20 protein-coding genes and 1 pseudogene are annotated in these 24211 nt (G+C 64.3%); 13 read left to right on the forward strand and 8 right to left on the reverse strand.

Going from position 1 to position 24211, the window contains the following annotated elements:
* Positions 1–13 precede the first annotated feature (13 nt).
* Both BIWAKO_RS33825 and BIWAKO_RS33830 read left to right on the forward strand, forming a co-directional pair.
* A complete protein-coding gene (locus tag BIWAKO_RS33825) occupies positions 14–1234 on the forward strand; it encodes a M20 family metallopeptidase (protein WP_069883322.1) in 1221 nt (406 codons plus the stop codon).
* On the forward strand, positions 1231–2367 hold the full coding sequence (locus BIWAKO_RS33830; RefSeq protein ID WP_244523730.1) for a M24 family metallopeptidase: 1137 nt from the start codon (positions 1231–1233) through the stop codon (positions 2365–2367). The genes BIWAKO_RS33825 and BIWAKO_RS33830 overlap by 4 nt, the downstream gene beginning before the upstream one ends.
* Before the next feature lie 426 nt (positions 2368–2793).
* Here BIWAKO_RS33830 and BIWAKO_RS33835 read toward each other — a convergent pair whose 3' ends face one another.
* From BIWAKO_RS33835 to BIWAKO_RS33860, 6 genes are all read right to left on the reverse strand, one after another.
* Positions 2794–3078, reverse strand: a complete 285-nt coding sequence (locus BIWAKO_RS33835) for a hypothetical protein (RefSeq protein ID WP_069883323.1) — start codon at positions 3076–3078, stop codon at positions 2794–2796.
* Positions 3079–3176: 98 nt separating this feature from the next.
* Positions 3177–3602, reverse strand: a complete 426-nt coding sequence (locus BIWAKO_RS33840) for a DUF1236 domain-containing protein (protein WP_069883324.1) — start codon at positions 3600–3602, stop codon at positions 3177–3179.
* A 509-nt stretch (positions 3603–4111) separates the two neighbouring features.
* Positions 4112–5872, reverse strand: coding sequence for an adenylate/guanylate cyclase domain-containing protein (locus BIWAKO_RS33845; protein ID WP_069883325.1), 1761 nt, complete (start codon positions 5870–5872; stop codon positions 4112–4114).
* 427 nt (positions 5873–6299) lie between these two features.
* Positions 6300–7724 (reverse strand): ISNCY family transposase, encoded by a 1425-nt coding sequence (locus BIWAKO_RS33850; RefSeq protein WP_069880922.1) that lies wholly within the window; start codon positions 7722–7724, stop codon positions 6300–6302.
* A 141-nt stretch (positions 7725–7865) separates the two neighbouring features.
* A complete protein-coding gene (locus tag BIWAKO_RS33855) occupies positions 7866–8330 on the reverse strand; it encodes a hypothetical protein (protein ID WP_069883326.1) in 465 nt (154 codons plus the stop codon).
* Positions 8331–8388: 58 nt separating this feature from the next.
* Positions 8389–8817, reverse strand: coding sequence for an RrF2 family transcriptional regulator (locus BIWAKO_RS33860; protein WP_069883327.1), 429 nt, complete (start codon positions 8815–8817; stop codon positions 8389–8391).
* A gap of 659 nt (positions 8818–9476) precedes the next feature.
* Here BIWAKO_RS33860 and BIWAKO_RS37520 point away from each other — a divergent pair.
* From BIWAKO_RS37520 to BIWAKO_RS33875, 3 genes are all read left to right on the forward strand, one after another.
* On the forward strand, positions 9477–9671 hold the full coding sequence (locus BIWAKO_RS37520; RefSeq protein WP_371332380.1) for a DUF6455 family protein: 195 nt from the start codon (positions 9477–9479) through the stop codon (positions 9669–9671).
* A gap of 421 nt (positions 9672–10092) precedes the next feature.
* Entirely contained in the window at positions 10093–11238 is a 1146-nt protein-coding gene (locus BIWAKO_RS33870) for an NnrS family protein (RefSeq protein WP_069883329.1), read from the forward strand.
* 585 nt (positions 11239–11823) lie between these two features.
* Positions 11824–12666, forward strand: coding sequence for a DUF2189 domain-containing protein (locus BIWAKO_RS33875; RefSeq protein WP_244523731.1), 843 nt, complete (start codon positions 11824–11826; stop codon positions 12664–12666).
* Positions 12667–12802: 136 nt separating this feature from the next.
* On the opposite strand, the pseudogene BIWAKO_RS33880 reads toward BIWAKO_RS33875, so the two are convergent.
* Positions 12803–12931: pseudogene (locus BIWAKO_RS33880) on the reverse strand (IS3 family transposase); the annotation flags it as partial.
* A gap of 136 nt (positions 12932–13067) precedes the next feature.
* Between BIWAKO_RS33880 and BIWAKO_RS33885 the strand changes: the two are divergent.
* Both BIWAKO_RS33885 and BIWAKO_RS33890 read left to right on the forward strand, forming a co-directional pair.
* Entirely contained in the window at positions 13068–13523 is a 456-nt protein-coding gene (locus tag BIWAKO_RS33885; RefSeq protein ID WP_069883330.1) for a pseudoazurin, read from the forward strand.
* Positions 13524–13717: 194 nt separating this feature from the next.
* Entirely contained in the window at positions 13718–14857 is a 1140-nt protein-coding gene (locus tag BIWAKO_RS33890; RefSeq protein WP_069883331.1) for a hypothetical protein, read from the forward strand.
* Between the two features lie 232 nt (positions 14858–15089).
* Here BIWAKO_RS33890 and BIWAKO_RS33895 read toward each other — a convergent pair whose 3' ends face one another.
* Complete coding sequence (locus BIWAKO_RS33895; protein ID WP_069883415.1) at positions 15090–15953, reverse strand: ferritin-like domain-containing protein; 864 nt, start codon at positions 15951–15953, stop codon at positions 15090–15092.
* Between the two features lie 240 nt (positions 15954–16193).
* On the opposite strand from BIWAKO_RS33895, the gene BIWAKO_RS33900 reads away from it, so the two are divergent.
* The 6 genes from BIWAKO_RS33900 to BIWAKO_RS33925 are packed head-to-tail and all read left to right on the forward strand — an operon-like array spanning position 16194 to position 24205.
* Positions 16194–18539, forward strand: a complete 2346-nt coding sequence (locus BIWAKO_RS33900; protein WP_084652505.1) for a NosR/NirI family protein — start codon at positions 16194–16196, stop codon at positions 18537–18539.
* 19 nt (positions 18540–18558) lie between these two features.
* Positions 18559–20508: a TAT-dependent nitrous-oxide reductase gene (nosZ, locus tag BIWAKO_RS33905; RefSeq protein ID WP_069883332.1), complete on the forward strand. Its 1950-nt coding sequence runs from the start codon at positions 18559–18561 to the stop codon at positions 20506–20508.
* A gap of 4 nt (positions 20509–20512) precedes the next feature.
* On the forward strand, positions 20513–21907 hold the full coding sequence (locus BIWAKO_RS33910; protein ID WP_069883333.1) for a nitrous oxide reductase family maturation protein NosD: 1395 nt from the start codon (positions 20513–20515) through the stop codon (positions 21905–21907).
* Positions 21904–22824, forward strand: a complete 921-nt coding sequence (locus BIWAKO_RS33915) for an ABC transporter ATP-binding protein (RefSeq protein WP_069883334.1) — start codon at positions 21904–21906, stop codon at positions 22822–22824. Before BIWAKO_RS33910 ends, BIWAKO_RS33915 begins: the two co-directional genes overlap by 4 nt.
* Complete coding sequence (locus BIWAKO_RS33920) at positions 22821–23651, forward strand: ABC transporter permease subunit (protein ID WP_069883335.1); 831 nt, start codon at positions 22821–22823, stop codon at positions 23649–23651. Before BIWAKO_RS33915 ends, BIWAKO_RS33920 begins: the two co-directional genes overlap by 4 nt.
* The gene (locus BIWAKO_RS33925) at positions 23648–24205 is read left to right on the forward strand and encodes a nitrous oxide reductase accessory protein NosL (protein ID WP_069883336.1); all 558 of its coding nucleotides are present in this window, start codon (positions 23648–23650) and stop codon (positions 24203–24205) included. Before BIWAKO_RS33920 ends, BIWAKO_RS33925 begins: the two co-directional genes overlap by 4 nt.
* Positions 24206–24211 lie beyond the last annotated feature (6 nt).

The following is a 24211-nucleotide window of genomic DNA, read 5'->3' on the forward strand; positions in this document are numbered from 1 at the left end:
CGAGGCCCTGACGATGAATCCGCGCGACCTGATCCATACGCTCGACGAGAAGGCTTGCCTCACGCTGCTTTCGAACTGGGCGCAGCACAAGAGCTACTCCGAGACCGAAGGCGAGAAGGCGCTCGTCCTCCATGCCATCGACCAGATGAACGCCATGGGCATCGAGGCGGAGGCGCAGCTCTTCGACGACGGCCGCCGCGCCAACGCCATTGGTCGCTGGAAGGGCACTGGCGGGGGCAAGAGCCTGCTGTTCAACGGCCATCTCGACACCAATCCGGCAACCGAGGGCTGGACGGTCGATCCCTGGGGCGGCCTGGTCGATGACGAGTTCATTTACGGTATCGGCGTCTCCAACATGAAGGCCGGCGACGCGGCCTCCTACTGCGCGGTTAAGACCCTGCTCGACGCCGGCGTAAAGCTGAAGGGCGACGTGATCCTGACCTATGTCGTCGGCGAATTGCAGGGCGGTGTCGGCACGGTCGCGGCGATCCGCAACGGCATCCGCGCCGACTATTTCGTCAACAGCGAGCCGACCGACCTGCAGGCCGTGACCATGCACGCCTGCGCGTTTTCGTTCGTCATCGAGCTCGTCGGCAACACCCGCCATCTCTCCAAGCGCGAGCAGGCGGTCGACGCGATCATGGCGGCCTGCGATCTGGTCCCGCGCCTCAATGCGATGACGTTCAGCGGCGCGCCGTCGCCGGAGCATGAATCCATCAATCGCGTCCATGTCGGCGTCGTCCATGGCGCGCTCGGCAAGGAACTGCACGAGTGGCGCTCGCCGCAGGTCGCCGACTATTGCAAGCTCAAGGGCTCCGGCCGCTTCGCCCCGGGCCAGACGCAGGAAGGCGCGCTCGCCGACATGCAGCGCGAACTCGCGGCGTTGGAAGCGCGCTTCCCCGGTCTGAAGACCACGATCCGCATCGAGAAGAAGGAAGGGCACCAGTCGATGCCGGCCTTCGAGGTCGCCAAGGACGCGCGCATCGTAAAGAGCATCAACGCTGCCTATGAGGCCGTGCGCGGCGAGAAGCAGCCGACCGGGGCGATCAAGCCGCCGGGCTTCTTCGGCACCGATGCCGGCCATCTCTATGCCGAAGCTGGTATGGAGGGCATCGTCTGCGGTCCGGGAGGGCGCTACAACACCATGCCCGACGAGCGCGTCGAGATCCGCGATTTCCTCGACATGGTGCGGATCTACATGCTGACGATCCTGGACATCTGCGAGGTGGCGTGAACCCGCTTTTTCCGCGCGAGGAGTTCGCCGCGCGGGTCGCAAGAGCCCGCTCGGCGATGGCCGAGGCTGGCGCCGACCTGCTGCTGGTCGACCACGCGGAGTTCCTCGCCTGGCTGACCGGCTACACAGTCTCGGAGACGATGTACCGCGCCGCCTTCCTGCCGCGCGAGGGCGAGCCTTGGTTCGTGCTGCGCGAACTCGACGCCGGGCCGTGCCGCGACGCCTGCTGGTTCTCCGAGATCGTAGGCTTCGCCGATACCGATGAGCCGCATGCGGTGATGGCGGAGGAGCTTCGGCGCCGCGGCTTCGCAACTTGCACGATCGGCTCCGATCACGCCTCCTACGGCTTCACCGCCGCCACGCGTGACCGGCTCGCAGCGTTGCTGCCGGGCACGCGTTTTGTCGACCTGCCGCAAGCGAGCGACCTGTTGCGCGCGGTAAAGTCGCCGGCCGAGGTGGATCTGATCGCCCGCGCCGCCGGCATCGCCGACAAAGCGATGATGGCCATCGCCGCGCAGGCGCGGCCCGGAATGTCGCCGCGCGCCGCTGCCGCGATCGCCGCCGCCTGCTTCCTGGAGAACGGCGCCGATACCGGCGAAACCGGGCCGATCGTGCCCGGTATCGGCGGCCATGAATTCCTGCATGGCGTCATGACCGATCAGCCTCTGGCCGAAGGCGACATCCTGCACGTCGAACTGATCCCGAAAGTGCGCAATTACGGCGCCCGACTGATGCGGCCCGTGCTGATCGGCAAGGACGAGCGTGGGCTTCTACCGCTCGCCGAGCGCCTCGTAGCACTCCAGGACTGCCAGTTCGCCGCAATGCGGCCTGGCGTTTTAGCCTGCGAGGTCGATGCGGTGTTGCGCGAAGCCGTGCTGCGTGAGGGCTTGCGGCCTGCGTACAACAACGTCACCGGATACACTCTCGGCCTCTATGGCCGCACGCCGCGCCCCAGCGACTTCTCCCGCGTCTTCCTGCCGAACGCTCGCTGGCGGCTGGAGGAAGGCATGGTCTTTCACATGTATGCATCGGCAGCCGGATTGGGCTTCAGCGAAACCGTCGTCGTCGAAGCCGAGGGGGAAAGGCGCTTGACCGCCTCGCCGCGCAAGATGCTCACTGCCAGCGCAGTGTGAACCGCGGCTGTTTCGCACTGCTCGACTTCAGGGGGTATTGGCAGGCTCATTAGTTGAGCCGTGGGATGCGGATGTCCGCTTTCCGGCTGGGTGCGAGAGTCCGCTCATGGCGCGACCCAGCCCAACTGGGACGCCGAGATCAACTTCCGCTTCCCACCCACTTCCCGACTTCAGTCGTTAGCGGCGGGTGGAGCAAGCGAACTGCTGGGATAAAGAAGTAGGCCCGCGCGGGGCATCCCACAGCGGGCCAACTTCTAAGGTCATGGGTCGATTTCAATCAACGCGCCCGCATTAAGCAGGTTAGGAGGCTCGCAGCACTTCGCGATGCCTCAGCGGGCTACACGCACCGGGGGCCACCGGCTTGCTTGTAGTAATGTTCCAGTGTCGGCGGAAAAACTCGCAGGGCGGCTGCTTCTCCGCACCATCCTACCGGTAACGGTAATATCCGGCGTCGTGTGCTCTCCGCCCATAGGCGCGCGCGTGCGGCGGTGGGCCGCCGTAATGGCGGCCGTAGCTCCGTCCACGATTCCAATGGCGAGATCCGTGCCAGCCCTTATGCCCATGATATCCGTGGCCGCCATGTTTGATCTGCTCGATGTGATTTGGATTCTCGATCGTCTTCAGGCCCGCGATCGGAGCGGCTTGCGCCATGGACGTCAAGAAAGAGCCGAAGCCCAGCGCGGCAGCCGCAACAAGGATGAACTTTCGCATTGGTGTCTCCCAAAGGGGGCGGCATGGCAGAGGGGAGGGGAAGGAATGGATCACCCACCGCGGACAGGAGCCCACCCGTGAAGGTGGGCTCCATCTGATCATTCGATGATCTGAACGATCTTCCGGGTCCTTGGCTCAACCAGAACGGTCTTATCGTTGATCACGGTATAGCGGTATTCGGTCTTGCCGTAGCGAGCCGGAACTTCGCGATAGGTCACTGTGTCCGGCAAAGTCGCGCCGACGACGACCTTCTCGCGATAAGCCACCGAAGGCACCTTCTGCTGCGTCACATAGGTCCGGAACTCGGTGCGTTGATCCGCAGCGATACCTCCCACGATCGCGCCAGCCGCAGCGCCCCCGACCGCGCCAACCGCTGCTCCGGCCGGCCCGCCGACGATTGCACCACCCACTGCACCGGCGCCTGCGCCTGTGGCGGCACCGGCCGCGGCACCCGAGTTCGACTGCGCAAATGCGGTCGCGGGAACGACGGCGAGAGCGGCGATAAGAACGAGATTCGTGATCATGGTTCTTTCCTTTTCATGGGACTTGGTGCTGGCCCCTGCCGAAAAGGTAAACGTGCGGACCTCGCAAGCTGTTCCATGAATAACCGTTCATAATGAGAGGGTTAGCGGCGCTGAATTATCTCGCCTTTAGTTGCGGTGCGCGGCTGAAGGCCGAGAGCATCTGCTGCTGTTCCCGCGGCCTGGGGCAGATCGGGAACCTTCATTCGACAAACGCGTATCGAGTGGGAGAACGATTCCGGAGGCCAATCATGATCCCGCATTTGGCTGCGCTTCTTGTTCCAAGTGCGCTTTATCTGGCCGCCCACGCTGATACCGATAGGGCCGTAACCGATACCTGCAGGTTCGAGGGGGGTGTCATTGTCATCGGCCAATCCGACCCTGCGGGCACGGTCGACATGCTTGTCGGCGGGACCGAGATCACCCCATCCGGTCAGCGATCTCCGCGGCGATGGCGTCGGATAGCAGATCCGGACAAGGTCGCTGAGGACGCATGTCTATCCAGTTAGTCTTCAGATGGAGACTCCGGCCTCTCGAAGTCCGTCCACCAGCCGATCGAGCAGATCAGGATCCCGGTAGGGTAAAGCCCGCTTGAGGTGATCGACAGAAAAGCTCGGGTTAATCTCCAGTATCTCCCGCCAATAGCGCCGCGCTTCTTCGTGGCGTCCGATGTGGCCATAGAGGCAGGCGAGATAAAAGCGCGTCATGTCCGATCGCGGTGCAAGCGCCAACCGACGCTTGAAGGCGATCTCGGCCTCGTCAAAGCGCCCGAGGCTCAAGAGGGCCCGCCCCAGGAAATGCAGCGACAGGTCGAATTGCGGGTCAAGCCGGTGGGAGCGTGTATAGAGCGCGACGGCGTCTTCGTACCGGCCCTGGAACTCCCTTATGTTGCCTAGCACGGTATAGGCGTCGGCGAAATTGGGGTTGAGCGCGACGGCCCGCTCGGCCGGGGATTCCGCCTCGTCCAGGCGCCGCATCCAGGCAAGCGCGAGCGCCAGCGAGGTATGGGCCTGCGGCTCGGTGTCGTCCGTGTCGATCGCTTTGTGCGCCAGTTGCAGCGCCCGCTCCAGATTGTCTGGCGTCGCGCCGTTCCACTGGTTGACGTAGTCGACAAAGTCGATGATCGACAGCCGGGCATAGGCGGCCGCCAGCCCCGGATCGATCTCGACGACGCGCTCCAGCATGACGCGCGCCTCCCTCGACGATACGGCGCTGAGCTGCAGCACGGTCTGACGCGAGCGGACGAGCAGGTCGTAGGCCCCCGGATCCATCTTGCCGCGGCTCTCGCGCCGTTCCTCTTCACCGGCCGTCAGCTTCACCTTGAGCGCGCTGACGATGGTGCGGGTGACCTCGTCCTGAACCGCGAATATATCCTCGATGCCGCGATCGTAGCGCTCGGCCCAGAGATGGCCACCGGTCGTGCCGTCGATCATCTGGGCGTTGATGCGGATGCGGCCGGCGGCCCGGCGCACGCTGCCTTCCAGGATGTACCGGACGCCGAGTTCCCGGCTCATCTTGCGGATATCCGGCGCCTTGCCCTTGTAGGCGAAGGAGGAATTGCGGGCGATGACGAAGAGGCCCGAAACCTTGGACAGATCGGTGATGATGTCCTCGGTGATGCCGTCGGCGAAATAGCCCTGCTCCGGATCGCCGGACATGTTGTCGAACGGCAGGACGGCAATCGAAGGTCTCCCCGGAAGCCGCGGCCGGGTTTCCACGATTGTGCTGTCGGCGTCGCCGGCGCTGTTCGGCGACCAGCTCCAGACATGCACCAGGCGCTCGATGTTCTTGACCTCGTGATAGCCGCTGTCGAAGAATTCGATGCCTACGCGGCCATGCACATGTTCGTGGACGCTGTCCGAAATCGCGACGCCACCGGGACTGGCGAGCGTCTCGATCCGGGCAGCCACATTGACGCCATCGCCGAAAAGGTCGCTGTCCTCGACCATGATGTCGCCGAGGTTGACACCGACGCGCAGAACAATGGCCCGGTCTTCCGGCGTGCCGCTGTTGGCAGCCGCCATGGCCTGCTGAAGGGCCGCGGCGCACTCGACGGCGTTGACGGCGCTGCCGAATTCGACAAACACGCCGTCGCCGGTCCGCTTAAAGATGCGGCCCTGATGGCTTGCGACGAGCGGCTCCAGCACATCTTTCCAGCGCGCCATCAGCAGCGTGTGGGTGTTCTTTTCATCCCGCTCCATGAGCCGGCTGTAACCGACCACGTCAGCGGCCAAAATGGCAGCAAGCCGGCGTCTGATGGATTCGTGGGCCATGCGCCTTCCTAGCCCCCATCTATCTTGCTTCCCTGTCTATTCGGCTTGGCTCTCCACCCGTCCCGTCCTTACCCTCGCACTTAATTATCATCTGAAAAGGCTTCCGCATCGCAATCACTCTTTGAGCGAGGTGACGGGCTTTGTCTCCGGGCTGATCGTCAGGCGCGACGCCCCGGCGGCTAATATCTCAATACGTTCGAGATCCCCGGGGCCAGAAGACGGCATTCCGGATAGATTTGGCGGCAGACTGCGAGGGCTAAGTCTCAATCAGAACCTCTGGCACGAACTTTGGCAGTGATCGACATCGGCACGGTTCACAACGTTGCGACAAGCTCATTGCCGGGGAGACCGTGATCTTACCAGCAGGGACCTATATCTCGTGTTGCAACACCTTTGAAATGTCTCAGGTTTTGGCAATTTAGAAATGTCACAGCCGCGCTCTCGACGGAGCCTCTGTTGGGGCTGCGGAGACCTCACATATCGCAGCAGCCCCAACAGAGGCGTGGGGAAGGGCGCCTTTGGCGGCGATGTGCAGATCGACGAAAGAAGGGCGACCTCGCCTTCGTCCCTTGGGACGAGCCACATAGCCACCGGCTTCGCTAGTGGTCTTCACCGGTGCCGGCCTGATCTCATCCTGGCGGGCCTTCACCCAGGCCAGAACTTCCGACAAGCGCTTGTTCTCGACGATCGCGGCATGGGTCACACGCTGCTTCTTGTCGAAGGTCCGGTAGGCCAGGCAAACGCCCTTCCAGCGGATCTCGAGCCGGCCATCGGGAAACTCGTAGGTCTCAACATATTTGCCCACCAGGCCAGCGGTCACAGGCGTCTCGTCCAGAATGACGCGCTTGCCGTCATAAGAGAGGGCCAACTGCTGCGTGACATAGCGCTGTTCGCGCCACGCCAGGATCGTGTCGAGCCGATCCGACGTGCTCTCGAGAGGACGATGCAGGTCCTCCGGACGGGAAGGCGGCGTCGCGAAGCGCGCATTGAAACGCTCGACAAAGCCCGGAAGGTACGTGTTCGCCGCCTCGATCGACGAGATCCCGGCCAGCCGCAGCTCCTTCACCAGCCGGTCCTGCAAGGTGCGGTTCACCCGCTCAACCCGGCCCTTGGCCTGGCTCGAATGAGCGCACAGGATCTCAATGCTCAGCTCGGACAGCGCCCGCCCGAACTGCGTCATGCCTTGGCCTCCGAGAGCCTGGGGCTTCGACACCCGGAAGATCGAGTGCTTGTCGGAATAGAAGGCAAGGGGCCGACCATGGCTCGTCAGATAGCCCTTCAGCGTCTCAAAATACGCAAAGGCGCTCTCCGACGCCACAAAACGAAGCGCCACCAGGCGGCTCGTCGCGTCGTCGATAAACACGATCAGCGTGCAGCGCCCGCCGCGATCCTCGAACCAGGCGTGTTCGCTGCCATCAATCTGAACCAGTTCGCCAAAATGATCGCGGCGGATGCGCGGCTGGTGAAACCGGCGTCGCTGCGTGCGCGACAGCCAGAGCCCGTCCTCGCTCATCCATTTGCGTAGCGTCTCCCGGGAGACGCTCAGTCCATGCCGCTCCAGCAGCATCTGGCTCGCAAAGGTCGGCCCGAAATCCCGGTAGTGCTCCGCCACATATGCCAGGGCCAGATTGCGCACATGCGGCCCCAGCAAACGGTTCGACGGACGTCCGCGCGCGCGATGGCGCAGGCCCGCCGCGCCGCCATCTGCAAACAGAAGCGCAAGACGATGCGCCTGGCGCCGAGACACGCCCATCAAACCGGCCGCCGCCGTCATCGTCAGCCGGCCAGACAAAACCGACCCCAGCACTTCAGCACGCCGAAGCTCTCGTTCGCTCATCTCCACCCAGCCCATGCCACCCCCCCCCAAACCCATCAGCCCGGGGAGTGTGACATTCCTAGTTTGCCACGGTGGGACATTTTAGCTTTGCGCCTACATCTCGGATTCGCATAAGGTTTGATATGGAACTTCCACCCTATGCCAGGCGGGCGTCACCTATCTCAGGGTAGCTCCGATCCGCAGCGCCTCCTCGGCGTCCCTGATCCGGAGAGCCAGCGGCGTTGTGAGAGCTGTTCCAGTCGCAGGACACAGCGCGCGTAGAGCCAGATCGCAGACGCTGTCGGCGAGCTCCGATAACGAAGCGGCAGCTTGAAAGGGTAGCATCGTCAGCGCCGTTTCCATGAAGAGGTCACGGGCATCAGTCACATGCTCAGGCGCCAACGCTGGAAACGCTTCATACAACGCCAGTAGGCCGCCGCCATGATCGCCGGTTCGTGCGATCAGAGCCGTGAGAAAATGTTCGAGGCCAACCTCAAAATCATACCAGCGGTTGCCGACGACACGGCCTAGCGGACTGCGCAACCTGGTGTGGGCGCGCAATCCCTCACTAAACGCCAAAATGATGTCGCGCAGGCTGTCCTCGTCCAAGCAGTGGGCCTTATCGAATACCAGTCGCGTCACCTCGAGCCTCTCCTTCCAGCTGCCGAAGCTCAGGGAGCCACTGGGAGCGTTGGTGACGTCAGGCGGCTGGCCGGATGCCGAAGTCCTCAGGCCTCAGCATCAAATCGGCCAGGGTGTAACGGTCGATCGTGCTGAGAAAAGCGGCCAGCGCCTCATGGAGAATGCCCTTGAGCCGACAGCGCGACGTGACCAGACAGCCATTGCCACTGCCGAAGCACTCGACCAGAGCGAAATCTGGTTCTGTAAGGCGCAACACCTCTCCGATCCCGATCTCTATCGGAAGTCTAGCCAGGACGAGGCCGCCAGAACGCCCGCGGACCGCTTTGAGGAATCCCGCTTTCGTGAGCAGATTAGCAACCTTCATCAGATGTGCGCGTGAGATTCCATAGGCCAAGGCCGTTTCCTCGATCGTAATCAGCCGCTCGCCCTGCGCAGCCGCGTACATCAGGATCCTAAGCGAATAGTCGGAGAAGCTCGTCAATCGCATGGTTCATTTCGGCTTCTAGCCAGTGTTTCACGCGGCAATTTTCGTAAACCAGCCCACTCCCGTCAAAGCCAGACCGCGTGGAGAGGATCCGCATGTCTGGCTGCTCTGATCTGCGAGCTCAATTCCGCGGGCGGCGTCGCTACACCCTCATTCAGCACGCTACTCCCGCCAAAGCTGAATTGTGTGCTCGTCCTAGACGAAGATCATCACGACGGTCATTCCAATGACGATGAGGACGAGTCCCCATACCAGCATAGGCACCAACGTACTGTCGGCGTTGGGGGCCTTGGACACGTTCTGAGGTTGGTTGACCATCGCTCTGCACGGCTAAAAATAGGGTTTCCTGGTAATTTCACTACGCTATAAAAGATATACTGTAAATGACTGTTTAAGGGCTTTGAGATTTCACGGCCGAGACGGACCTGTCCAAGCAGCATCGATAACGGCAGCTCCATCGATTTCGCGCGAACGCAATCCGGCTATCGGATGTGTGGCTCCTTGCTCTGCATCAATGAGCCAGATTGCCGGGCTGCTATCGTCAGGTTCGTCCAGTAATGTCATGGGAGTACACCATGCCCTTGGGACCTCGGATTATGGACCGTTTCCTGGCCTGGCCAATCTTCGAGCGGGCCCAGAGACAGGCGCATTTATTCGGCGAGATGTTGGAGCGCTCTGGCGCCGATCTTGGAGCCGCGGTTCGGGAAGGCCGAGGAAGCGCTTTTGCGCTCGCCGCGCGGCGGTGCCTTGCCTGCCCGCATGGCGGCGAATGCCGCAGCTGGCTCGATGGCGCCAGAGAGGAAGCTGTGCCCGACTTCTGCCCGAATGCGGTCTATCTGCACCGTACCAGTGCGTGACGTCACGCCCTGGGTCTCGCGATCGAAATCCGCTGACGCGCGCGCCTCGCCGCGAGACCGATGGACGTTGCTCACGGTGATGAAGCCGCTCGCCCGGCGCGTGCCGTCGCCCTCGATGCGATCCCGCTCGGCCACCGCCTATGGGCAGATCGAGAGCCTGCTCGCGAGCGAGGCCGATGTGCGGCTTAAGGAACACCAGTGGCTGGTGCAGCTGCGGGAAAGCCGGCCCCGGGGATCTGCGGGCCATGCCCTAAGCCAAGCAGACGGGAGCGGTTCTGGTCCCGCCCACGCCCGCCTTCTAGCTCAAACCGTGTTCGGTTGCAGAGATGGTTGATCACATCGCGCTTCGCGCCACGGGGTTGCTCGGCGTTAAGTCCGCGTCGCTCTCCCTCCCTGCCCCAACCAGCTACGAGTCTAGGCCGTGACCTCTGCGGCGCAGGCGCACGGCTCTTGGCCGCGACAACCGTTTCGGCCCTTCTTCCTGATGGCGGGGCTCGACGCCGTCGCAGGGATCTGGCCGTGGCTGCCGGGCGGCGGAGTCATGCTTCCTGCGGGTGCATCTGCCGCGGCTTGGCATCGGGACGAACTACTATTTGGCGTAATGCCGGCCGTGCTGGCGGGCTTCATCCTGACGGCCTTGCCGCGCTGGACGGGGCGACCGACCCTGTCGCCGCCAGCGCTTGCGGGCCTCGCCGCGCTGTGGCTGGCGGCGCGCTTCTCACATGCCTGGCTGGGCGACCGAGCGGCAGTGCTTTCTGGAGTTTTCATCCTGGTCCTGGCCGTCATCGTCGCGGAGCAGGTCATGGCCGCTGGTAAGACGCGCGACATTAAGGTCGTGCTGCTGCTCTTCCTGCTGGCGGCAGCGGCAATGTTGCCGGAGGCCGCGCCAGGCGCTCCAGCTTTCGGCTTCCGGCTGCGCCTCGGCCTCATCTCCCTTCTGGGGCTGGTGCTGATCATGGCCGGCCGGATCGCGCCCGCCCTAACCGTGGCCTATCTTGAGGCGAGGGGGCAAGTTGCCGGTAGGCTCAAGGCCGAGTGGAGTGAAATGGCGGCGGGTATCACGGCATCGGCCGCGCTCGGCGCTTGGCTGATCGCGCCGATGACCGCTGCGACCGCGACCCTGTGCGCCGCGGCGGGTTGCGCCCAACTCGCTCGCCTAGCACGGTGGCAGACGTGGCGAGTGCTGACCTGCCCTGCGATCCTCGCGCTTCATCTTGCCTATGGTTGGGCGGCGCTTGGTTTTGGCCTTCTCGCGATCGGGACTGTCCGCCCCGAACTGATGGGCGAGGCCGCCGCCATTCACGTCTGGACGATCGGTGCCATCGGCGGCGCGAGCCTGGCGATCATGGCGAGCATGATCCGACGTCAGACCCGCAAGCCCTTCGCCTCGTCGACCATGTTGACAATAGCGCTCGCCTGGGGGGCGGCGGCGGCCGTCACCCGGCTGCTGGCGGAGTGCGGTGAGGCGCACCGTCCGCTCTTGCTGCTGCTCGCCGCAGGTTGTTGGATTGCGGCCTTTGCCTTCTTCCTGATCGCCTTCAGGGACGAACTGCTGGGGCGCCGGTGACGCGGGCGGCGGCGGAACTTGGCGACGGCCACTCGCCTTCTCACGGCGCGACGGAACTGGCGCGACGAGTTGTCGATAAGTGTCGAGGCCCAAAGTCGCCTTGCGAACGAGCAGCCGCGCGCCCTCCGGCATAAGACGCGGCAGCCGTCGAAGCTTCGCCGGCGAACAGGCGCAGTCGGAGAAAATGTTCCGAGCTCGTCCAGAATCCTGCATTGCCGGCCGAAAGCGCTTTGTTACCGATGTCGGCGACAATGAGCGACGTTTTTGTTCTAGCTCAAACAACAATGGACCGCCGGCGGGTATACGAAAGCCAACAAATGAAAGCCGCATACAGCATGGGCATGGGCATGGTCGGTATGGTCGTTGTTGTGACCGATCTTGTATTGGAGCCCCTTCTGCGGGCCGGGGAGTAATGCAATGTTCGGTCTGCGTTACCGCGGCGGATCGGACTTGGATACAGCGGTTGGCGGCGACCGATTTCATGCGTCACGCGCTCTTCGGCGACAATTGCGCCTTGCGTTACGGCGCGGATGCGAGCTCAGATCTAGCGGTACTGCGCAAGTGCTGGCCGTTGGCTGCGACGGAATGCCAACCCTCGCTGAGATCCTGTACGTCGCCGGCGGAAAGGACGACGCCAGCAAGACCGTTTACATGGGGAATTGTCCCGCGTGTCGCGGCGACAAAGGCAAGAGCAACGACGATCTCCGCGCTCCCGGCCTGACCGACAACGAATGGAGCCACGCTGTGCCGGCCTCGGCCGCCTTCGGTTGGCTCGCCGCTGGCTGGAGCGACCTCACCGAGGACCCGGTACCGAGCCTGATCTATGGTTTGCTGGTTTTCCTGATGGCGCTCGGCGTCGGCGCCAGCCTCGTCGCCTTCGGACGATACTACGCGCTAGTTCTGGCATTGGCAGCCTTCACGATTGTCGGGCCGCTTCTGGCCGTCGGCCTCTATGAGAAGAGCCGCCGCCTGGCGATGGGCGAACGGGTTGGCCTGTCGCAGATGATCTTCGTGAAACCGGTAGTTGGTGGGCAGGTACTGTTCACCGGTGTCCTTCTATGCCTGCTGATCCTGGTGTCACGCCCACTTCCGGGACACGACCTCATCGCGCCAATGCTGTTAACGACCCGTGTTGGCTGGGCGATGGTTCTGGTTGGTGGCGCGGTGGGCGTTCTTTTTGCTGCTTTCTCCTTTGCCATCAGCGTCTTCGGCCTCTCGATTCAGCTGGACAGGCGTGTCGACGCCTTAACCGCGATGGGCGCAAGCATGGCATTGGTCTGGAACAACCTGCCAGTGATGCTGGTCTGGGGTGGGGTCGTCGTTGGACTGCTTCTGCTGAGCCTGGCAACTGGGCTGCTCGGCCTGATTGTCTTGTTCCCGCTGCTGGGGCACGGGACCTGGTATGCGTATCGCGCGATCGCACCCTAGGGCTTTTGCGGTTGCGTGCTGAAGGGGGCCTGGACGGCGGGGATTTCAAGGAAGAACCCGGACGATCCCCTGACGATGTCGGTGATGTGGAGCGTCGAAGAACCTTGGTTTGGCCTGCTGCTGGTTCTGTGGACGGTCAGTTAAACATCTTTTCGAACTCGACCGGGCTGAGATAGCCGATGGTCGAGTGCCTGCGGATCGTGTTGTAGAACCGCTCGATGTAATCAGACACGTCGGCTCTGGCGGCGCCGCGCGTCCGATAGATTTCGCCTCCGCTCCGGCGGGCCGACGACCGAGATTTTCTCCGTGTTTGCGCCAGAACAATTCAGGCTTGGCGGCCGGCAGGTAAGTCCCTCCGCAGGCGCCATAACCGGCGCGCGCAACTCAACAGGAGACAGATCATGCGGAAGGTCATCGTGCTCGGTGCCCTTGTGGCTGCACTCGGGGTCACGGGCGTGGCCGGCGCCGCCGAAGTCGAGGTGAAGATGCTCAACAAAGGCGCCGAGGGCATCATGGTGTTCGAGCCCGCTGTGGTGAAGGTAAACCCCGGCGATACCGTCAAGTTCATCGCCGCCGACAAGGGGCACAACGTCGAGAGCGTTGAGGCGATGCTGCCCGAAGGTGGCAAGGTCTTCGTCGGCAAGATCAACGAGGAACTCGCCATCACCTTTGATAAGCCCGGCGTCTACGGCTACAAATGCAAGCCGCATTACGGCATGGGCATGGTCGGTCTGGTCGTGGTCGGCGAACCGCCCAATCTCGACCAGGCAAAGGCCGCAGCGCACCCGCCGAAGGCGAAGCAGGTTTTCGCCACCCTGTTCGACAAGGCCGCCCACATCTCCGTCGCCTCGAAATAGCGGAAACTCCGCCGCCGTTAGAACATCGGACCGAGAAGTGGAATCCGGTTTTCGGAAAAATCCGATGCTCAAACAAAGAGCTAGATCGCGGCGGTGAGCCGAGCGTGCCTGTATGGCCGTGATGCGACCTCGCCAACCCCATATCGCTGGCGATTTCCTGCATCGCGGCCGATGAGGATCCGGAGACCGAGCCGATGGCGAGCACCTCTGAAACCGATCAGGGCGCGAGGCGGATGCCGGCCCGCCCCGCATTCGAGGCTCACTGGCGCCGGCCACTTCTGTTGCTCTGCCTTCTCGCGCTCGTCTCCGGGCTGAGCGGCGGCCTGTCGCTGCTCGGCTGGCCGCTGCCGGCAGGCGAGACCCATGGCGCTCTGCATGGACCGCTGCTGATCTGCGGTCTGTTCGGCACGTTGCTCGCCTGGAAACGGGCGCTTGATGCGGGCGATCGCTGGGCCTTGCTCGCGCCCGCGCTGTCGGGGGGCGGGACGCTTGCCCTCCTCGCTGGCATGCCGCTCGCGCTCGGCGCGGGCGCCTTCGTCCTGTCCGCCGCGGTTCTCTGCCTGGCGGCCTTCGTCATCATGTTGCGAGAGCCGTCAGTGTCGACCGCACTGGTGGAACTGGCTGCAATCTCCTGGCTGGTCGGCAACCTGTCGTGGTTTCTCGGCAATCCGGCTGCGGATCACGCCGGGTGGTGGCTCATTTTGTTCGTTCTGAATGTCGCGAGCGAGCGAATGGCCGGACCAGGCGCGAAGGGGCAGGCGTTACGGGAGGTGGCGGTCCTGTTCGCGGCCGGGCTCCTGCTCAGCGGCGCCCAGAACGGGCTCGTCTCCGAGAACGGCGCCATCCTGTTTGGCCTCGGACTGCTCACGCTCGCCGGGCTCTTCCTGCATCAGGACGTTACGGAGCGGGATCTCCGGCGGAGCGGGCGGGCGCGGTTCGCTGCGCTCAGCATGCTGCTGGGCAATCTCTGGCTCGGGATCGCGGGCGCGGTGCTCGTCGCGCAGTCGGGCGGTGCGCTGGGCTATGGGCTTAGTCTGCATGTGCTGCTGATCGGCTTCCTGTTCTCACTCGGTTTCGGCCACGCCTTGATCATCATGCCGGCCGTCAGCCGGCGCCGTGTCATCTACCGACCGTTGATGTATCTGCCGCTGGCGGCCCTGCATCTGTCGCTCGCTGTGCGCGTTGCGGGAGAAGTCGCCGGCTGGCCGGATCTGCGCGCCTGGAGTGGGTTGGCCACGCTCATGGCGCTCACCGGTTTTGCGCTGTGCGTTCTGGCGGCGGCAAGTGCGAAGCGCTCGCCTGGCGGCGCGGCACGCATCGCGATGGCCCGTTAGCCAGAGCCGGATCGGTTTAGAGTTCCCGCCCGCGTCGTTGCGAGCGGAACAGAGCAGTCCAGAGTGTCGCGCCGGGCGCGCATGCTTCGCCGCGCTGCCATTTCGCAACGACGATCCGGTTGCGTTGGACCAGAGCATCTGACCGAAATATGGAATCCGGTTTTCGGAAAGATCCGACGCTCAGACAAAGAGCCATATCGCCTCTCCTGCGTCCGAAGGCACGCACGGCGATCTAGTCGAGCTCGGGCAAGTCGGTCCTGAGCCAGGCCAGCCGGTTGATCGCGCGCGCTGCGAGTGCCTGGGCGAGCGTCATCGCAGCCTCGTCGCGCGCCTGATCGGCAGCCTCAAGATAGCGGTCGACCAGGAATTCGGCGATAGCGAGCGGAGCATCCAGATTCGGTGGGACCGGGGTGATGGGAATGGCCACGGCGCCCTGATCGAGCTGCCCGGCCAGGCGGTGGGCTTCGGCCGCGAACTGCAACAGGGTAGCGTCGCAAGACGGACCGGCGCTCCGCGCCGCCGCGTCCAGCGCATCGGCCAAGCGGCGCTCAAGCCCGGCAGCGGTGGTCGGCGTTTCGCTCCCGGAATCTGCAAGGCGCCGCTCGCGATGAAAGGCCTTGCGCCGCTCCCGGCGCAGAAGCGAGACATGGCCGAGTTCCTCATACGCGAGCGTCTCCGCCGCGGTCCGGATGTCGGCGGAGGAGGCGTGAGCCGCGACATAGCTCCAGAAGGCAAAGGCGCGCTCCTCGTTACGCACCGCCATCGACAGCGCTCGATAAGTGCTCAGCAGCCGGGGATCGGCGCTCGCGGCACCCTCGTCATCGAATGTCTCAGGAGCCGTCCAGCGGATCAGGGCGGGGTCGGGCGCACGCCCATGGGCCTGCTGAGACCAGTCGGTGATGCTGTCGAGGTGTTCGCGCTCATCCGCAGCGAGCTTTTCGAAGGCCTCTGCAAGCGCAGTTTCTCCCTCGGATCGCATCTGGACACCGAGCGCGGCATACCGGCCTGCCGCCTCCTGCTCCATGGCGAAGGCGATCGCAAAGAGCTCCGCGAGCGATTTCACGGGGCCGGAGGGCTCCGCTTTCAAGAGCGACATGGGTTTCTCCGCAGCACTGCCAACCGGCTCTGCAGCATCGCCGGTCTTTGCGGGCGACTGTTTGCGTTGGATCAAAGTCACGCCCGGGCCGAGTCTGCATAACGGCCTCGGATCGATCACCGGTTTCGGATCGATCCGAACTTTGCTGTCGAAGGCTGAACCAGAACGGCTGTGCCCGGGCACCTGTTCAGCGATCTTGCGAAACCGGACGGTGTCACGTTGCTGAAGCGCCCACATTGCATGGCCGACAAATCCGAAGCTTGCCGCTTCGGCTTCGTCGCACGCGTTCTGGCTGGGTTCTGTGCGATTCTCTGGCTGCTGTTCACCGTGCAGGTGTCACTCGCGGCGGGGCGCGTTCAGGAATTCCTGGCGCAGGCAAAACCGGCCGAGTTCTTCGCGAATGCCGACCGGTTCGGCGCCCCATCGGGCGATCCCGCAATCGTGCCGACCTATCAGGGCGACAGGCTGCTTGGCTACGTCTACCTGAATTCGGATTTCACCAACGCGACCGGCTATTCCGGCAAGCCGATCAATCTCCTGGTCGGCATCGACCCGGCTGGCGTGGTCACTGGAATCAAGCTCGTCGAGCACAAGGAGCCGATCGTCCTGATCGGCATCCCGGAGCGCCGCATCGTCGACGCCGTCAACACGCTGATCGGCAAGGACATGAAGCCGGTCGCCGCCGGCAGCCAGCGGCCCCCGCAAGTCGATATCGTCAGCGGCGCCACCGTGACAGTGCTCGTCATGGGCGACAGCGTCGTGCGTTCGGCCGTGAAACTCATCCGCAGCGGGCGCCTTGCCAGCGGCAGCGCGGTCGCTGCGGCGCCGAGCGCGGCCCCGCTCGGACGCTCGCTCGCCGCCGATAGCGGCGAGGTTCGCGACTGGCAGTCTCTCCTCGGCGACGGCTCGCTCCGTCGCCTGTCGCTTTCGATTGGCGAGGTCAACGAGGCCTTCATCCGGGCCGGCAATCAGGCGGCGGCGGAGAATGCGGAGCCCGGCGAGCCGACCGACAGCTTCATCGATCTCTATGTCGCCCCGGTCAGCGTGCCGGCGATCGGCCGCAGCCTGCTGGGCAACGAGGGCTATGACAGGCTGAGGGCGCGGCTGAAGCTCGGCCAGCAGGCCATCGTCGTCGCGGGCGAGGGCGCCTATTCCTTCAAGGGATCCGGGTATGTCCGTGGCGGCATCTTCGATCGGATCGAGCTGTTGCAGGACGGGCAGAGCGTCCGCTTCCGCGATCGAAATCATATGCGCCTCGGCGCCCTCATGGCAGACGGCGCACCAGAGCTGCCCGAGATCGCGCTCTTCGTCATGCCCGACGAGTTCCAGCTCGATCCAACCGAGCCCTGGCAACTGCAGTTGCTGGCGCAGCGCAATGTCGGCGTGCGCGAGAAGGCCTTCCTGACTTTCGAGCTCGCCTATCAGCTCCCCCAAACATATCTGCGCACCGAACCGCCTCCCGCAGGCGCGCCCCCGGCCACAAGTCCGCAAGCCCCGGCCAGCTCCGCAGCGCCGGCAGCAGCCTCCTCGGAGGGATTGGGGGTGGGAACCGTGCATGGTGCGGGAGGAGTCGACGAGCCGCTCTGGTTGATGATCTGGCGGATGAACTCCGTCTCTGTTGCCATCACGGCCGCCGCAATTCTTGTCCTTACCGGCATCTTCTTCTTCCAGAACCTGCTGGTCAGCCGGCCAGTGCTGTTCCGCTGGATCCGCCGTGCCTACCTGAGCTTTAGCCTGGTCTGGCTCGGCTGGTACGCCAATGCCCAGCTTTCGGTTGTCAACGTCCTGACCTTCAGCCATTCGCTGATGACCGATTTCAGCTGGGAGTTCTTCCTGGCGGCGCCGCTGATCTTCATCCTCTGGGCGGCGATCGCCGCGGGCTTGCTCTTCTGGGGTCGGGGGCCGTTCTGCGGCTGGCTATGTCCGTTCGGCGCGCTTCAGGAACTGCTGAACAACCTCGCGCAGTGGCTGAAGATTCCGCAGGTCAAGATCCCCTGGGGCCTTCATGAACGGCTGTGGCCGATCAAATACATCATCTTCCTCGGCCTGTTCGGTCTGTCGCTCTACTCGGTAGCGCTAGCGGAGACCTTTGCCGAGGTCGAGCCGTTTAAGACCGCGATTGTCCTGAAATTCGTCCGGGACTGGCCGTTCGTGATCTATGCGCTCACGCTATTGTCGGTTGGCTTGTTCATCGAGCGCTTCTTTTGCCGCTATCTCTGCCCGCTCGGCGCGGCCCTCGCGATCCCGGGGCGGTTACGCACCTTCGAATGGCTGAAGCGCTGGTCCGAATGCGGCTCGCCTTGCCAGCGCTGCGCCAAGGAATGTCCGGTGCAGTCGATCCATCCCGAGGGGCATATCAACGTCAATGAATGCATCTACTGCATGCATTGCCAGGAACTCTACCACGACGACCAGCGCTGCCCGCACATGATCCAGGTCCGCCTGAAGCGCGAGAAGCGCGAGGCGCTGACCTCGCCCTCGATGCGGACGCCCAAGGGCAGCGGCCCGGCCAAGACGGTCATCACCCACATGGGAAATTCAGTCGCAAAGCCAACCGCGGCCGACGTTCCCGCTACCAGTTCATGAGCAAAGCAAGGAGACTCTGATGTCGACCGAAGACAGGAAAAACGGACTCAACCGGCGCGACATGCTTGGCACCACCGCGGCGGTCGCCGTGGCCGGCGCGGCAGGCGCGGCCGGAGGCGCGGGGCTGTCCCGCATGGGAGCCGTTTCCACGGCCGAGGCACAGACGCGGCCGCAGCAGGGTGCGGTTCGGCCCGCCGTTGCGAGCAAATACGAGGTCAAGCCCGGCGAACTCGACGAATATTATGTGTTCTTCTCCAGCGGCCAGACCGGCGAGGTCCGCATCGTCGGCTGTCCATCGATGCGCGAACTGATGCGCATTCCCGTCTTCAACCGCGACAGCGCCACGGGCTGGGGGCAGACCAATGAGAGCCTCAAGATCCTGACGGAGGGGCTCACCCCCGAAAGCCGCGACTTCCTGAAGGATAAGGGCGGAATCTACCTCAACGGCGACCTCCACCACCCGCACCCGTCCTTCACCGAGGGTACCTATGACGGGCGCTACCTCTTCGCCAACGACAAGGCGAACACCCGCGTCTGCCGCATCCGCCTCGACGTGATGAAGTGCGACAAGATCATCCAGTTGCCGAACCAGTACACGGTGCACGGCCTGCGGGTGCAGAAGTATCCCCGGACGGGCTACGTCTTCTGCAACGGCGAGGATCGCGTGCCGGTGCCGAATGACGGGCGGGACCTGAACAATCCGAAGAAGTACATGTCGATCTTCAGCGCGGTCGACGGCGACACCATGAAGGTCGCCTGGCAGCTCAAGGTCGACGGCAATCTCGACAATGTCGACTGCGACTACCAGGGCAAATACGCCTGGGCGACCTGCTACAACTCGGAAGAGGGCGTCACCCTCGCCGAGATGATGGCGAAGGAGCAGGACTGGGTCATCGTCTTCAACCTCAAGCGCATCGAGGAGGCGGTGAAGAAGGGCGAGTTCGAGACCATCGGCGGCGTGCCGGTGCTCGACGGCCGCTCGGGCTCGAAGTTCACCCGCTACATCCCGGTGCCGAACAGCCCGCACGGCATCAACACCGCCCCCGACGGCATCCATTTCGTCGCCAACGGCAAGCTCTCGCCGACCGTGACGGTATTCGACGCGCGCCGGCTCGACGATCTATTCGACGACAAGATCAAGCCGCGCGACGTCGTGGTAGCGGAGCCGGAGCTCGGCCTCGGCCCGTTGCACACCGCCTATGACGGCAAGGGCAACGCCTACACCACGCTCTTCCTCGACAGCCAGATTGTGAAGTGGAACATCGACCTCGCCAAGCGGGCCTTCAAGGGCGAGAAGGTCAATCCGGTGATCCAGAAGCTGGACGTGCACTATCAGCCCGGCCACAACCACACCACCATGGGCCAGACCAAGGAGGCCGATGGCAAGTGGCTGATCTCGCTGAACAAGTTCTCGAAGGACCGCTTCCTCAATGTCGGACCGCTCAAGCCTGAGAACGACCAGCTGATCGACATCTCAGGCGATCGGATGGTGCTCGTCCATGACGGCCCGAGCTTCGCGGAACCGCACGACGCCACCCTGGTGCACCGATCCAAGATCAACCCGCTGCACGTCTGGAAGCGCGACGATGCCTTCTTCGCGGATGCGGTGAAACAGGCAAAGGCCGATGGCGTCGTGCTGGAGCAGGATTCAAAGGTGATCCGCGACGGCAACAAGGTGCGCGTCTACATGACCTCGGCGGCGCCGGCCTTCGGGCTGGAAGAGTTTACGGTCAAGCAGGGCGACGAGATTACGGTCTTCGTCACCAATATCGACGAGGTCGAGGACCTGACCCACGGCTTCTGCATCACCAACTACGGCATCAACATGGAGGTCGCGCCGCAGGCCACTGCCTCGGTGACCTTCGTCGCCTCGAAGCCGGGCGTCTACTGGTACTACTGCTCCTGGTTCTGCCATGCGATGCACATGGAGATGAAGGGGCGCATGCTGGTCGAGCCGCAGGCCACCTGAGCCAATGGCCCTGCTTCGCACAGCGATGTGTCTCGGGCTGGCGGCCGTTGCCGCCGCCAGCCTCGTCCGCCCGGCCACGGCGGCGCCGATTCAGGTTGAGCCCGGCCGGGAGGAGCTCCAGGCTGTCATCGACCGAGCGGCCGAAGGTGACGTCATCCTCCTTGCTCCAGGCGAGCATCGCGGTCCGGTCAGGCTGGCGCGTCGGCTCACCCTTGCCGGCGAGGAGGGGGCGGTTCTCACAGGCAGCAGCCAGGGCAGTGTCGTGACCGTCTCCGCCCCCGGGGCAGTCGTGCGCGGCCTAACCATTCGCGGTTCGGGCCGCGACGCCGAGCGCATGGATGCCGGTGTCTTCGTCGAGAAGACGGCCGCCGGCGCGCTGGTCGAGGCCAACCGGATCGAAGGCAATCTCTACGGTGTCTATCTGCACGGTGCCGAAAACGCGATCGCGCGCCGCAACGAGATTATCGGCATTGCCGAGGGCCGGATCAACGAAGCCGGCAACGGCATCTCCGTCTGGAACGCGCCGGGCGCCAAGGTACTCGACAATGACGTTCGCTACGGGCGCGACGGCATCTTCGTCATCACGAGCAAGAATAATGTCTTCAGCGGCAACCGCTTCCGCGATCTGCGCTTCGCGATCCACTACATGTACACGAACGACAGCGAGATCTCGGACAATCACTCGCTCAACAATTCGGTCGGCTTCGCCATCATGTTCTCGCACCGGTTGACGGTGCGCGGCAACGTCTCTGACGGAGACCGCGATCACGGTTTTCTGTTCAACTACGCCAACCAGTCGCGGATCACCGGCAACGCGGTGCTTGGCCGTCTACAGCCGGCCGAGCGCTGGCTCGCCGCCGGCATGCGCAGCAAGGATACGCAGGAGCACGGCTTGCCCGCAGCCGAGACCGAGGCGGTGCAGGGCGCCGGTGCCCGTCCGGCTCCGACGAAATGCGTCTTCATCTACAACGCCAACCAGAACCGATTCCAGGACAATTGGTTCGAAGGTTGCGAGATCGGCATCCATTTCACCGCTGGTTCCGAGCGCAACGAGATCGTCAACAATGCCTTCATCCGCAACCGCAATCAGGTGAAGTACGTTGGCAGCCGCTATCTTGACTGGTCGAAGGCGGGGCGCGGCAATTTCTGGAGCGACAATCCGGGCTTCGACCTCAATGGGGACGGCATCGCCGACAGTGCCTATCGGCCGAACGATCTGGTCGACACGGTGCTCTGGACCGCCCCGCAAGCAAAACTCCTGATCAATTCTCCGGCGGTACAGGTCATCCGCTGGGCGCAAGCTCAGTTTCCCGCCCTGTTGCCCGGCGGCGTGGTCGACAGCCACCCGCTGATGTCGCCGCCGCCCCGGCCTCCATTCGCAGAAGGGCGACGCCCATGACGGCCAATGTCGAAATCAGGAATCTCGTGAAGCACTTCGGCGCGGTCGCGGCGGTGCAGGACGTCTCCTTCGCGCTGCCGGCCGGCGAGACGGTCGCACTGGTCGGCCATAACGGCGCCGGCAAGACCACGCTGATGAAGCTGATGCTCGGCCTGATTCATCCAAGCGCGGGCAGTATCCAGGTTCTTGGCGAAAACCCCGCTGCCGGCGACTTTGCTGCCCGCCGGCATCTCGGCTACCTGCCGGAGAGTGTCTCTTTCAACGCGGGCCTGACGGGACGCGAGACCATCGCCTTCTATGCCCGCCTGAAGCGCCAGCCGATCAAGGTTGCGCTGACGCTGATCGAGCGTGTCGGCCTCGGCCACGCTGCCGACCGGCGTGTCGGCACCTATTCGAAAGGCATGCGCCAGCGCCTCGGCCTTGCCCAGGCGCTGCTCGGCCGACCACGCGTGCTCCTGCTCGACGAGCCGACCACGGGCCTCGACCCCGCGCTTCGCCAGAGCTTCTACGACATTGTCGAAGAGCTGCGCGCCGATGGCGCAACCATCCTGCTCTCGTCACACGCGCTGACCGAGCTCGAGGAGCGGGCAGGGCGCGTCATCATCATGAACCGGGGTGTGAAGGTCGCCGACGGCACCCTCGACGAGTTGCGCCGGATCGCGCGGTTGCCGACGCGCATCCGCCTCAAGGTCGCCGAGCGGCAGCCGGCGGAGCTCGCGGATTGGCTTGCGCCGATGGGCAGCTGGCGCCGGATCAACGGCCACGGCGTCGAGATCGACGCAGCGCCCGAGGACAAGATCGCGATCCTGCGCCGCGCCACCGGAGTCGAAGCCCCGGTGGAAGACCTCGAGGTCATGCCACCGACGCTCGACGAACTCTACGCGCATTTCCTGCGCTCACAGGAGCAGGCCCGATGAGAAACGTCCTGATCGTCGCCCTCAAGGAGATCCAGGAGGGGCTGCGCAATCGCTGGGTGCTGGCGACGACGCTGCTGCTGGCGGCGCTGGCGCTCTCGCTCACCTTCCTCGGCAGCACCCCAACGGGCCATGTCGGCGTCCGGGCGCTCGACGTCGTCATCGTCAGCCTGTCGAGCCTGACCATCTTCCTGCTGCCGCTGATCGCGCTGCTGATCTCGCATGATGCCATCGTCGGCGAGATGGAGCGCGGCACGATGTTGCTGCTGCTGAGCTACCCCATCGCCCGCTGGCAGGTGCTGCTCGGCAAGTTCGTCGGCCATCTCATGATCCTCGCCTTTGCCACCCTCCTCGGTTATGGCGCTGCCGCTGGCGCGCTGGTCGCCACCGGCGCGACCATCGACGCGGAAAGCTGGGGCGCCTTCGCCGCGATGATCGGGTCCTCGATCCTGCTCGGGGCGGTCTTCATTGCAGTCGGCTATCTCGTCAGCGCGCTCGTTGGCAGCCGGGGCGCCGCCGCCGGAGCGGCGATCGGCATCTGGCTCCTCTTCGTGCTGATCTACGACATGGCCCTGCTTGGGTTGCTGGTCGTCGATCAGGGCAGGCTGGTCTCCGGCGCGGTGCTCAACACGCTGCTGCTGCTCAACCCGGCCGACATCTACCGTCTGTTCAACCTGACCGGCTTCGCCAATGTCAGCGCCTTCTCCGGCATGGCCGGCGTCGCACAGGGCGCCCCTCTGAGCTTGCCCGTGCTGCTCGCCGCGCTGGCCGCCTGGGCGCTTGTGCCGCTCGGCCTGGCGGCGGCCGCCTTTTCGAGGAGAGAGTTATGAAGCTTCTAGCCCTGTCCGCGCTGCTGGCCGCGAGTCTCGCGGTCGCCGCCTGCGACGACAAGGCCAGGACCGCTGCGCCACCGCCGCCGCAGGCACTGACGCAGCAGGCGATGGGCCACTACTGCGGGATGAACGTGCTGGAGCATCCCGGCCCCAAGGGCCAGATCCTGCTGGCGAGCCGGCTGCAGCCTGTCTGGTTCTCCTCGGCCCGCGACACGCTCTCCTTCACCCTGCTGCCCGAGGAGGCGAAAGACATCCAGGCCGTCTACGTTTCCGACATGGGCAAGGCGCCGAGCTGGGAGGAGCCTGGCGCCACCAATTGGGTGGATGCGAGACAGGCACTCTTCGTCGTCGGCAGCAACAAGAAGGGCGGGATGGGTGCGGCCGAGCTGGTGCCCTTCTCGCAACGCTCCGCCGCGGAAGCCTTCGTCGCGGAGCATGGCGGCAGCCTCGTCGCCTTCGACGCCATCCCCCGCGACGCGGTGCTCGGCAGCGATGGTGATGCGAGTGCGTCGGATGGGCCGGCGCCGGCCGCCGGTGCCCACCTGCATTGAGGAGCG

The organism is Bosea sp. BIWAKO-01 (assembly GCF_001748145.1).
GTDB lineage: Bacteria > Pseudomonadota > Alphaproteobacteria > Rhizobiales > Beijerinckiaceae > Allobosea.

Excerpts from the sequence above, each read along its gene's own strand:
- BIWAKO_RS33890 (WP_069883331.1), top strand. The coding sequence starts at position 13,718 with ATGGCGAGCACCTCTGAAACCGATCAGGGCGCGAGGCGGATGCCGGCC.
- BIWAKO_RS37520 (WP_371332380.1), top strand. The coding sequence starts at position 9,477 with ATGTTGGAGCGCTCTGGCGCCGATCTTGGAGCCGCGGTTCGGGAAGGC.
- nosZ (WP_069883332.1), top strand. The coding sequence starts at position 18,559 with ATGTCGACCGAAGACAGGAAAAACGGACTCAACCGGCGCGACATGCTT.
- BIWAKO_RS33925 (WP_069883336.1), top strand. The coding sequence starts at position 23,648 with ATGAAGCTTCTAGCCCTGTCCGCGCTGCTGGCCGCGAGTCTCGCGGTC.
- BIWAKO_RS33860 (WP_069883327.1), bottom strand. The coding sequence starts at position 8,817 with ATGCGATTGACGAGCTTCTCCGACTATTCGCTTAGGATCCTGATGTAC.
- BIWAKO_RS33835 (WP_069883323.1), bottom strand. The coding sequence starts at position 3,078 with ATGCGAAAGTTCATCCTTGTTGCGGCTGCCGCGCTGGGCTTCGGCTCT.
- BIWAKO_RS33825 (WP_069883322.1), top strand. The coding sequence starts at position 14 with ATGAATCCGCGCGACCTGATCCATACGCTCGACGAGAAGGCTTGCCTC.
- BIWAKO_RS33895 (WP_069883415.1), bottom strand. The coding sequence starts at position 15,953 with ATGTCGCTCTTGAAAGCGGAGCCCTCCGGCCCCGTGAAATCGCTCGCG.
- BIWAKO_RS33900 (WP_084652505.1), top strand. The coding sequence starts at position 16,194 with ATGGCCGACAAATCCGAAGCTTGCCGCTTCGGCTTCGTCGCACGCGTT.
- BIWAKO_RS33840 (WP_069883324.1), bottom strand. The coding sequence starts at position 3,602 with ATGATCACGAATCTCGTTCTTATCGCCGCTCTCGCCGTCGTTCCCGCG.
- BIWAKO_RS33915 (WP_069883334.1), top strand. The coding sequence starts at position 21,904 with ATGACGGCCAATGTCGAAATCAGGAATCTCGTGAAGCACTTCGGCGCG.
- BIWAKO_RS33875 (WP_244523731.1), top strand. The coding sequence starts at position 11,824 with ATGCCAACCCTCGCTGAGATCCTGTACGTCGCCGGCGGAAAGGACGAC.
- BIWAKO_RS33850 (WP_069880922.1), bottom strand. The coding sequence starts at position 7,724 with ATGGGCTGGGTGGAGATGAGCGAACGAGAGCTTCGGCGTGCTGAAGTG.
- BIWAKO_RS33910 (WP_069883333.1), top strand. The coding sequence starts at position 20,513 with ATGGCCCTGCTTCGCACAGCGATGTGTCTCGGGCTGGCGGCCGTTGCC.
- BIWAKO_RS33920 (WP_069883335.1), top strand. The coding sequence starts at position 22,821 with ATGAGAAACGTCCTGATCGTCGCCCTCAAGGAGATCCAGGAGGGGCTG.
- BIWAKO_RS33885 (WP_069883330.1), top strand. The coding sequence starts at position 13,068 with ATGCGGAAGGTCATCGTGCTCGGTGCCCTTGTGGCTGCACTCGGGGTC.
- BIWAKO_RS33845 (WP_069883325.1), bottom strand. The coding sequence starts at position 5,872 with ATGGCCCACGAATCCATCAGACGCCGGCTTGCTGCCATTTTGGCCGCT.